At 43.1% G+C, this 11,061-nt stretch carries 9 protein-coding genes; all 9 read left to right on the top strand.

Translation table 11 applies throughout. The annotated features are described in order from the left end of the window. A partial coding sequence (srtB, locus tag ACLOR3_RS09430; RefSeq protein WP_412037170.1) for a class B sortase, LPKTxAVK-specific occupies positions 1-666 on the top strand: 666 nt, incomplete at its 5' end. A 164-nt stretch (positions 667-830) separates the two neighbouring features. Then, a complete protein-coding gene (locus tag ACLOR3_RS09425) occupies positions 831-2,012 on the top strand; it encodes a pyridoxal phosphate-dependent aminotransferase (protein ID WP_343094250.1) in 1,182 nt (393 codons plus the stop codon). Next, positions 1,996-2,775, top strand: a complete 780-nt coding sequence (recO, locus tag ACLOR3_RS09420) for a DNA repair protein RecO (protein ID WP_154854614.1) — start codon at positions 1,996-1,998, stop codon at positions 2,773-2,775. The genes ACLOR3_RS09425 and recO overlap by 17 nt, the downstream gene beginning before the upstream one ends. Beyond that, a complete protein-coding gene (gene plsX / locus ACLOR3_RS09415; RefSeq protein ID WP_343094251.1) occupies positions 2,772-3,776 on the top strand; it encodes a phosphate acyltransferase PlsX in 1,005 nt (334 codons plus the stop codon). Before recO ends, plsX begins: the two co-directional genes overlap by 4 nt. Continuing rightward, complete coding sequence (locus tag ACLOR3_RS09410) at positions 3,773-4,018, top strand: acyl carrier protein (protein WP_023027448.1); 246 nt, start codon at positions 3,773-3,775, stop codon at positions 4,016-4,018. The genes plsX and ACLOR3_RS09410 overlap by 4 nt, the downstream gene beginning before the upstream one ends. 169 nt (positions 4,019-4,187) lie before the next feature. Then, a complete protein-coding gene (gene purC / locus ACLOR3_RS09405) occupies positions 4,188-4,895 on the top strand; it encodes a phosphoribosylaminoimidazolesuccinocarboxamide synthase (protein ID WP_048717056.1) in 708 nt (235 codons plus the stop codon). Positions 4,896-4,957: 62 nt separating this feature from the next. Next, complete coding sequence (locus ACLOR3_RS09400; RefSeq protein WP_411400949.1) at positions 4,958-8,683, top strand: phosphoribosylformylglycinamidine synthase; 3,726 nt, start codon at positions 4,958-4,960, stop codon at positions 8,681-8,683. 12 nt (positions 8,684-8,695) lie between these two features. Further along, on the top strand, positions 8,696-10,135 hold the full coding sequence (gene purF / locus ACLOR3_RS09395) for an amidophosphoribosyltransferase (RefSeq protein ID WP_126403568.1): 1,440 nt from the start codon (positions 8,696-8,698) through the stop codon (positions 10,133-10,135). Positions 10,136-10,165: 30 nt separating this feature from the next. Next, positions 10,166-11,061: phosphoribosylformylglycinamidine cyclo-ligase (gene purM / locus ACLOR3_RS09390; protein ID WP_412037169.1), on the top strand; the 896-nt coding region annotated here is incomplete at its 3' end.

The raw sequence follows: 11,061 nt of genomic DNA, 5'->3' as shown, positions 1-11,061 counted from the left end.
AGTCAAGAAGAAAAAGAGTATTTAGCCAACCGCTTTGCTCAATTAACTTCTGTCAATCCAGAAGCGATTGCCTATGTTTATGCTCCAGGAACTGAGTTAGATGAGCCTGTTGTTCAAACAGGGGACAATGCTACGTATTTGGATAAAACTTTTGAGGGTGGAAACCAACCTTTAATGGGAACTGTTTTCATGGATACTGATAATAAAAAAGACTTTAGTGATCGTTTGACCTGGTTATTCGGTCATGCTCGTGGTAGCCAGGTTGAAGATCATCGGATGTTTAACGATGTTAACTTCTATGATAACCAGGAGTACTTTAATCAGCACCCTTACGTAGTTATTGAAACACCTGAGCGTAAGTATTATTATGAAGCAATGGGCTTGGTCATTGTTCCTGAAACAACAGCTTTCTATCGTACCAGCTTTTCAGATGATGAAGATTTCATTACCCAGTTGAAAAACATCTATGAGTCAGCGCGTACAAAGAATCCAAATATTAAAATCAATGCTTCTGATAAGTACCTAGTCTTGTCTACTTGTCGCGAAGAAGATGAAACTATCCGTTCCAATCTCTACCTTCGTCAAATTCCGGATTCGGAAATGAAGGATTTCTTGGCGAAACATGGTGATCAGTTGAATTATGTTGCAACACGTGGTCAAGAATAGAAAAGATTTGGTAAAATTTATTCAATGAGAGGATTTAGCATGTGCTAAGTCCTTTTTTGATGAGAAAGGTCATTATTGTATCATTTTAGTGGGGACTAGCCCCTTTTTTGCGATGCTTTTCCATTTATAGTATAATGGTGATAGAACTTTTTTTGGAGGTGGCTATGGATTTAACAAAACGGTTTAATCAAAATTTGAATCGAATCGAGATTTCTTTGATTCGTCAGTTTGACCAAGCCATTTCTTCTATTCCAGGTATTTTACGCTTGACCTTGGGTGAGCCAGATTTTACGACACCGGATCATGTAAAGGAAGCGGCAAAAGCAGCTATTGATGCCAACCAGAGTCATTATACGGGGATGAGTGGCTTGCTAGCTTTGCGAGAAGCTGCTAGTCAGTTTGTAGCTGAAAAATATAACCTACAGTATCGACCAGAGGATGAAATTTTGGTTACGATTGGGGCAACGGAGGCCCTTTCTGCGACCTTGACCGCTATATTGGAACCGGGAGATGTGGTGCTCTTACCAGCACCTGCTTATCCTGGTTACGAACCCATTATTAAACTGATGGGGGCTAGTGTCGTCGAAATCGATACGACAGACAATCGCTTTATCCTCAGTCCTGAGGCTTTAGAAAAGGCCATAGAAGAGCAAGGAGATCGCGTCAAGGCGGTTATTCTCAACTACCCAGCTAATCCGACAGGTGTCACCTACTCTAAGGAGCAGATGCAGGAGTTGGCTAGAGTCTTGAAGAAATATGAAGTTTTTGTCGTTTGTGACGAAGTTTATTCAGAGCTAACCTATACAGGACAGCCTCACGTTTCCTTGGGATCCTATCTACGGGACCAAGCCATTATTATCAATGGCTTATCTAAGTCTCATGCTATGACAGGCTGGAGACTTGGTTTTATCTTTGCTCCGGCTCCTTTGACAGCTCAATTAATCAAGAGTCATCAGTACTTGGTGACTGCAGCGGGGACCATGAACCAGTATGCAGCCATTGAAGCCTTAACGGTTGGTAAAGACGACGCAGAGCCGATGAAACGGGAATACATAGAGCGTCGAGATTATATCATCAAAGAAATGTCTGCCATGGGCTTTGATATTATCCGCCCGGATGGTGCCTTCTATATTTTTGCTAAGATCCCACAAGGATATAACCAAGACTCCTTCGATTTTTTGAAGCTCTTAGCCCAAGAAAAGGCTGTTGCCTTTATCCCAGGAATGGCTTTTGGCCCATACGGCGAAGGATATGTGCGCTTGTCTTATGCAGCAAGTATGGAAGTAATCCAGGAAGCGATGAGTCGGTTGAAGGAGTTTATGAAAGAACATGCTGGAGAGCATTGAGAGTCGTGGCATCGTCCTCTACCATCGGGATTACAGAGAGGATGATAAGCTGGTTAAAATCTTTACAGAGCAAGCTGGCAAGCTCATGTTTTTCGTGAAACATGCCAATCGTTCTCGGTTGAATTCTATGATCCAACCTTTGACTTTAGCGGATATGTATCTGAAAATCAATGATGACGGACTCAGCTATATCGAAGATATTCATGAGGTTCAAAGTTTCCAAGGGATTAACCAAGACCTTTTTCGTCTTTCCTACGCAACCTATATACTGGCCTTGGCAGATGCTAGTATACAGGATCGTCAACCTGATCCAGCTTTATTTGCTTTTTTAGAGCAGACCTTGCAATTGATGGATCGGGGTTTGGATTATGAAATCCTGACCAATATTTTTGAAATGCAGATTTTATCCCGATTTGGTGTTGCCTTAAACGTCCATGAGTGTTGTGTCTGTCATCGAGTGGGGTTGCCTTTTGATTTTTCATTCCGCTTGGGTGGTGTCCTTTGCCCAGATCATTATGATCGTGACGAAAGACGAGCCCACTGGGATCCAAACGCCCTCTATTTGCTGGATCGTTTTCAAGCTGTGAAATTTAGTGAGTTAGAGACGATTTCCATCCATGATGAGATGAAGAAAGAGTTGAGAAAGTGTCTAGACCAACTCTATGATGAATATGTAGGCATTCATCTAAAAGCTAAGAAATTTATTGATTCCCTGGGAAGCTGGGGAGAGATCTTAAAAGATCAGTCTGGAGGTAAGAAATGAAAAAAATTGCAGTTGATGCAATGGGTGGAGATCATGCTCCACAGGCCCTAGTAGAAGGGGTCAATCAAGCTATACAAGAATTTAAGGATATTGAAGTCATTTTGTATGGGGATGAGGCTAAAATTAAGCAATACCTGACGGCAACTGAACGGGTATCCATCGTCCATACGGATGAGAAAATCAACTCAGATGATGAGCCGACTCGTGCTATTCGACGGAAAAAGCAAGCCAGCATGGTCTTAGCAGCGCATGCAGTTAAGAATGGGGAAGCGGATGCGATGCTTTCTGCAGGAAATACAGGAGCTCTTCTTGCCTCTGGTTACTTTATTGTTGGTCGGATCAAGGTCATCGATCGTCCAGGTTTGATGTCAACTCTTCCTACCCTTGATGGGAAGGGCTATGATATGTTGGATCTGGGGGCAAATGCTGAAAATACGCCAACACACTTGCACCAATATGCGATTATGGGAGCCTATTATGCAGAGAATGTCCGTGGCATTAAGTGGCCTCGTATTGGTCTCTTAAATAACGGAACAGAGGAAAGCAAGGGTGATCCCCTACGCAAGGAGACCTATCAATTATTAGCAGCAGATCCTTCTCTTAATTTTGTAGGAAATGTAGAAGCGCGTGACTTGATGGATGGAGTTGCTGACGTCATTGTGACAGATGGATTTACAGGAAACGCTGTCCTTAAGACAATGGAAGGAACTGCTCTGGGCCTCTTTAAACAGTTGAAAACGGTCCTTAGTGGTGGCGGGTTGAAAGCTAAGATTGGAGCCCTCCTCTTGAAGAATGATCTACGAGGTTTGAAAAAGACTTTGGATTATTCAGATGTTGGAGGTGCGGTCTTGTTTGGCTTGCAAGCCCCTGTCGTGAAAACCCATGGTTCTAGTGATGCCAAGGCAGTCTATAGTACGATCCGCCAGATCCGGACCATGTTGGAAACAGATGTTATTCGTAAATCTGTGGTTGAATTATCAGAATTGGAGGAAGAGAAATGAGTCGTCATCAAGAAATTTTTAAACTAGTTGAAGGGTTGATTCAAGATCATAAAGGATCTGACTATGAGGTTACTTTGGATTTAGATTTACGAAAGGACTTGGAAGTAGATTCCGTTGATCTCATGGAATACATTATTTATTTGGAAGAAGCCTACCAAATTGACATCCCAGACAAAGATATTGATGCCATGGCAACCGTTGGAGATATGGTAGACTACGTTTTGAAGAAAACAAGCAAATAAAGTTCGGTTTTTACGAACGAATAAGCATCTAAAAATAAGAGGTTGAATCTTTTTGATTCAATCTCTTATTATTTTTGTATTACAAGCTAACAAGATACGGATTTAACTTGAAAAAACAACTTCTCTGTGATACACTGAAAGGGATAAAAGATGAAAGGCGAACAAGAAGATGTCCGATCAATTAATTTATACGGGGAAAGCAAAAGATATTTATAGTACAGAAGACGAACATGTGATTAAGTCCGTTTATAAGGACCAGGCTACCATGCTGAATGGAGCTCGCAAAGAGACCATTGAGGGGAAAGGTGTGCTGAATAATCAGATTTCGTCTCTTATTTTTGAAAAATTGAATGCTGCGGGTGTAGCGACTCACTTTATTGAACGTATTTCAGATACCGAACAATTGAACAAGAAAGTGACCATTATTCCTTTGGAGGTTGTACTTCGAAATGTGACTGCGGGTTCTTTTTCTAAACGCTTTGGTGTTGAAGAAGGTTTAGACTTGAAAACTCCAATCGTTGAATTTTACTACAAGAACGATGAGTTGGATGACCCGTTTATCAATGATGAACACGTCAAGTTTTTGGATATTGCCAATGATGAGCAAATTGCTTATATCAAGGAAGAAACGCGTCGAATCAATGAATTGCTAAAAGATTGGTTTGCACAAATTGGTCTTCGCTTGATTGACTTCAAATTGGAATTTGGTTTTGATAAGGATGGCAAGATTATCTTGGCAGACGAATTTTCACCAGATAACTGCCGTCTTTGGGATGCGGAAGGGCACCACATGGATAAGGATGTTTTCCGTAGGGATCTGGGCAGTCTGACAGATGTGTACAAAGTTGTGTTGGAGAAATTACAGGGCTTGAAGTAATCTGTTTGAAGGGAAAACCTTCGTCTTTAATAACTTTTTTGAATAGAAATAAAGGAACTAAAATGGATAAACGTATTTTCGTTGAGAAAAAAGCTGATTTTCGTGTAAAATCGGACTCTTTAGTAAAAGAATTACAGCATAATCTTCAGTTGAAAACCTTGAAGGATCTTCGGATTGTTCAGGTTTACGATGTCTTTAATTTGGCAGAGGATTTGTTTGCGCGTGCGGAAAAACATATTTTTTCAGAGCAGGTGACCGATACTGTTTTGGATGAAGCTGCGGTTCAGGCTGATCTTGAGAACTATGCTTTCTTTGCTATCGAAAGTTTACCTGGTCAATTTGACCAACGGGCGGCATCTTCGCAAGAAGCTTTGCTGTTGTTGGGTAGTTCAAATGATGTAACAGTGAATACAGCACAATTGTACTTGGTTAACAAGGATATTGATGCGAATGAATTGGAAGCTGTCAAAAACTACCTCTTGAACCCAGTAGACTCTCGTTTCAAAGATATCACTGTTGGTATTGCGAAACAGGATTTCTCTGAGTCTGATAAGACCATTCCAAGCTTGGATTTCTTTGAAACTTATACGGCAGAAGATTTTGCACAGTATAAGGCTGAGCAAGGATTGGCAATGGAAGTGGATGACCTTCTCTTCATCCAAGATTACTTCAAATCTATTGGACGTGTACCAACTGAGACTGAACTTAAGGTTTTGGATACTTACTGGTCTGACCACTGTCGTCACACGACTTTCGAAACTGAGTTGAAAAATATCGACTTCTCGGCTTCTAAATTTGAAAAACAATTGCAAGCGACTTATGACAAGTATATTGCCATGCGTGATGAGTTGGGACGTACAGAAAAACCTCAAACCTTGATGGATATGGCGACTATTTTTGGCCGTTATGAGCGTGCTAATGGTCGTTTGGACGACATGGAAGTGTCTGATGAAATCAATGCCTGCTCAGTTGAAATTGAAGTGGATGTCAATGGTGTCAAAGAACCATGGCTTCTCATGTTCAAGAATGAAACCCACAACCACCCAACGGAAATTGAACCATTTGGTGGAGCGGCTACTTGTATCGGTGGTGCCATTCGTGACCCATTGTCAGGGCGTTCCTACGTTTACCAAGCCATGCGTATCTCAGGTGCTGGTGATATTACAGCTCCAATTTCAGAAACTCGCGCTGGTAAATTGCCACAACAAGTGATTTCTAAGACAGCGGCTCATGGTTATTCTTCATACGGTAACCAAATTGGTTTGGCGACAACTTATGTTCGTGAATACTTCCACCCAGGTTTCGTTGCTAAGCGTATGGAGCTAGGTGCAGTTGTCGGTGCGGCTCCTAAGGAAAATGTTGTCCGTGAAAAACCTGAAGCAGGCGATGTGATCATTTTACTCGGTGGTAAGACTGGACGTGACGGTGTCGGTGGTGCGACAGGTTCATCTAAAGTTCAAACAGTTGAATCTGTTGAAACAGCTGGTGCTGAGGTTCAAAAAGGGAATGCCATCGAAGAACGTAAGATTCAACGTCTTTTCCGTAATGGGGAAGTAACACGTCTGATTAAGAAATCAAATGACTTTGGTGCTGGTGGTGTCTGTGTGGCTATCGGTGAATTGGCTGATGGTCTTGAAATTGATCTAGACAAAGTGCCATTGAAATACCAAGGCTTGAATGGTACAGAAATTGCTATCTCTGAATCTCAAGAGCGGATGGCTGTAGTGGTTCGTCCAGAAGATGTAGATGCCTTCGTTGCAGCATGTAACAAAGAAAATATTGATGCTGTTGTCGTTGCGACAGTGACGGAGAAACCAAATCTTGTCATGCACTGGAATGGTGAAACCATCGTTGATTTGGAACGTCGTTTCCTTGATACAAACGGTGTACGTGTGGTTGTAGATGCTAAGGTGGTTGACAAGGATGTCAAGCTTCCAGAAGAACGTCAAACATCTGCTGAAACCCTTGAAGCGGATACACTTGAAGTCTTGGCTGACCTGAACCATGCAAGTCAAAAAGGTTTACAAACCATCTTTGATAGCTCAGTTGGTCGTTCAACAGTTAATCACCCACTTGGTGGTCGCTACCAAATCACACCAACGGAAGCTTCTGTACAGAAATTGCCAGTTCAACATGGCGTGACGCATACGGCTTCTGTCATGGCGCAAGGGTTCAACCCTTATATCGCCGATTGGTCTCCATATCATGGTGCTGCTTATGCGGTCATCGAAGCAACTGCTCGTTTGGTTGCTGCTGGTGCCAACTGGTCTAAGGCTCGTTTCTCTTATCAAGAATACTTCGAGCGGATGGATAAACAAGCAGAGCGTTTTGGTCAACCAGTAGCTGCTCTTCTTGGATCCATCGAAGCTCAGATTCAACTTGGTTTACCATCTATCGGTGGGAAAGACTCGATGTCTGGTACCTTTGAAGAATTAACCGTACCACCAACCTTGGTTGCTTTTGGGGTAACAACTGCAGATAGCCGTAAGGTTCTTTCTCCAGAATTCAAAGCTGCTGGTGAAAATATTTACTACATTCCTGGTCAAGCTTTGGCACAAGAAATTGACTTCGAACTTATCAAATCTAACTTTGCTCAATTTGAAGCCATCCAAGCTGACCACAAAGTGACAGCCGCATCAGCTGTTAAATATGGTGGTGTGGTTGAAGCTCTTGCACTTGCAACATTTGGTAACCATATCGGAGCAAATGTCGAATTAGCTGACCTTGACACTAGCTTGACAGCCCAATTGGGTGGATTCGTCTTCACATCGCCTGAAGAAATTGCAGGTGTTGCCAAGATCGGACAAACAGTAGCAGACTTTACACTAGTTGTCAACGGTGTAACGCTGGATGGACACAAACTTGACAGTGCCTTCCAAGGTAAATTGGAAGAGGTTTACCCAACAGAATTTGCACAGGCAACTGAGTTGGAAGAAGTACCTGCTGTAGCATCTGATGCTGTGATCAAAGCTAAAGAAACAGTTGAGACACCAGTGGTTTACATCCCAGTATTCCCAGGTACCAACTCTGAATACGACTCCGCTAAGGCCTTTGAAAAAGAAGGTGCAAAAGTTAACTTGGTACCATTTGTCACACTGAATGAAGAGGCGATTGTCAAGTCTGTTGACACAATGGTTGACAACATCGAAAAAGCTAATATTATCTTCTTTGCAGGTGGCTTCTCAGCAGCGGATGAACCAGATGGATCAGCTAAATTCATCGTAAACATCTTGCTCAATGAAAAAGTGCGTGCAGCTATCGATGGCTTCATTGAACGCGGTGGTTTGATTATTGGTATTTGTAACGGATTCCAAGCCCTTGTCAAATCAGGTCTTCTTCCATACGGTAACTTTGAAGATGCAAGTAGCACGAGTCCAACCCTCTTCTACAATGATGCCAACCAACACGTGGCTAAGATGGTGGAAACACGGATTGCCAATACCAACTCACCATGGCTTGCGGGAGTAGAAGTTGGAGACATCCACGCTATCCCAGTATCACACGGTGAAGGGAAGTTTGTCGTGACAGCTGAGGAATTCACAGAGCTTCGTGACAATGGTCAAATCTTTAGCCAATATGTTGACTTTGACGGTAAACCAAGCATGGATTCTAAATACAATCCTAACGGATCTGTCCATGCGATCGAAGGAATTACGAGTAAGAACGGTCAAATTATTGGGAAGATGGGTCACTCAGAACGTTTTGAAGACGGTCTCTTCCAAAATATTCCAGGAAATAAAGACCAGCATCTTTTTGCATCAGCGGTTCAATATTTTACTGGAAAATAAAAGGTATACAACATGACATACGAAGTAAAATCTCTTAATGAAGAGTGTGGAGTCTTTGGGATTTGGGGACATCCAGATGCTGCGAAACTCACTTATTTTGGGCTTCACAGTCTCCAACACCGGGGACAAGAAGGAGCAGGAATCCTGGCCAATGACCAAGGAACCCTGAGACGCCATCGAGACACAGGCCTTCTTTCAGAAGTCTTTCGGAATCCATTAAATTTGGAAAAATTAACAGGAAGCTCTGCTATTGGGCATGTTCGCTATGCGACAGCGGGGGAAGCGTCTGTGGATAACATCCAACCCTTCCTCTTCCGCTTTCAAGATACGCAGTTTGGTCTGGCCCATAATGGGAATTTGACCAATGCCCAATCGCTCAAATCTGAATTAGAAAAAAATGGAGCCATCTTTAGCTCAACCTCTGACTCAGAAATACTGGCCCACTTGATTCGACGGAGTCACAACCCTTCCTTTATGGGGAAAATCAAGGAAGCGCTCAATACGGTCAAAGGCGGTTTTGCTTATCTGATGCTGTTTGAAGATAAGCTGATTGCAGCCTTAGACCCCAATGGCTTCCGTCCTCTTTCTATCGGGAAAATGGCTAATGGAGCCTTAGTTGTTTCTTCTGAAACCTGTGCTTTTGAGGTTATCGGGGCAGAATGGATCCGAGATGTGCACCCTGGTGAGCTCGTTATCTTTGATGAAAATGGCATTACTTATGATCGCTATACGGATGATACGCAACTGGCGATTTGTTCCATGGAGTATATCTATTTTGCTCGTCCTGATTCCAATATCCAAGGGGTCAACGTCCATACGGCTCGCAAGCGGATGGGAGCTCAGTTGGCACGAGAATTTAAGAACCAGGCAGATATTGTGGTGGGGGTTCCCAACTCCTCTCTCAGTGCTGCCATGGGCTTTGCGGAAGAATCTGGCCTGCCAAATGAAATGGGCTTGATCAAGAATCAGTATATCCAACGGACCTTTATCCAACCGACTCAGGAATTGCGGGAACAAGGAGTGCGAATGAAACTCTCTGCCGTATCTGGTGTCGTGAAAGGCAAACGGGTTGTCATGATTGATGACTCTATCGTGCGTGGAACCACCTCTCGTCGAATTGTGAAATTGTTGAAAGAAGCAGGTGCTACAGAAGTCCATGTGGCAATTGCCAGCCCAGCTCTGGCTTATCCATGTTTCTATGGAATTGATATTCAGAGCCGTGAGGAGCTGATTGCAGCCAATCATACAGTGGAGGAAACTTGTGAGATTATCGGTGCGGATAGCTTGACTTACTTGTCCATTGATGGCTTGATTGATTCTATTGGCATTGATACCGATGCACCAAACGGTGGTCTTTGTGTTGCTTACTTCGATGGGAAATACCCAACGCCTTTATATGACTACGAAGAACGCTATGTAGAAAGTTTGAAAGAACACACTTCTTTCTATTAAGAACAGTGCAAAAGAAAAGGAATGAATAAAATGACGAATAAAAATGCTTATGCGCAGTCTGGTGTGGATGTTGAAGCGGGTTATGAAGTTGTTGAACGGATCAAAAAACACGTAGCACGTACAGAGCGTGCAGGTGTCATGGGAGCTCTTGGTGGATTCGGTGGCATGTTTGACCTTTCAAAAACAGGTGTCAAAGAGCCTGTTTTGATCTCAGGGACGGACGGTGTCGGAACCAAACTCATGCTAGCTATCAAGTACGACAAGCACGATACCATTGGTCAAGACTGTGTAGCTATGTGTGTCAATGATATCATTGCTGCAGGCGCGGAGCCCCTCTACTTCCTAGACTATGTGGCAACTGGGAAAAATGAACCAGCTAAGCTAGAACAAGTGGTTGCTGGTGTTGCAGAAGGGTGTGTGCAAGCAGGCGCAGCCCTCATCGGTGGTGAAACGGCTGAAATGCCTGGTATGTATGGCGAAGACGACTATGACTTGGCTGGATTTGCTGTTGGTGTGGCTGAAAAATCTCAAATCATCGACGGTTCAAAAGTAGCAGCAGGTGATGTGCTTCTTGGTCTTTCCTCAAGTGGGATCCACTCAAACGGTTACTCCCTTGTTCGTCGTGTCTTTGCGGATTACACAGGCGAAGAAGTTTTGCCTGAGTTGGAAGGTAAAAAACTCAAAGACGTCCTTTTGGAACCAACTCGTATCTACGTCAAAGCTGTTTTGCCTCTTATCAAAGAAGAATTGGTCAATGGGATTGCCCACATCACAGGTGGTGGTTTCATCGAAAATGTCCCACGGATGTTTTCAGATGACTTGGCAGCTGAAATTGACGAAAGCAAGGTTCCAGTTCTTCCAATTTTCAAAGCCCTTGAAAAATATGGACAAATCAAACACGAAGAAATGTTTGAAATCTTCAACAT

This window comes from Streptococcus intestinihominis (assembly GCF_046824975.1).
Lineage (GTDB): Bacteria > Bacillota > Bacilli > Lactobacillales > Streptococcaceae > Streptococcus.
Note: the sequence above shows the minus strand (reverse complement) of the source record. Positions and strands in the feature narration are given on the sequence as shown.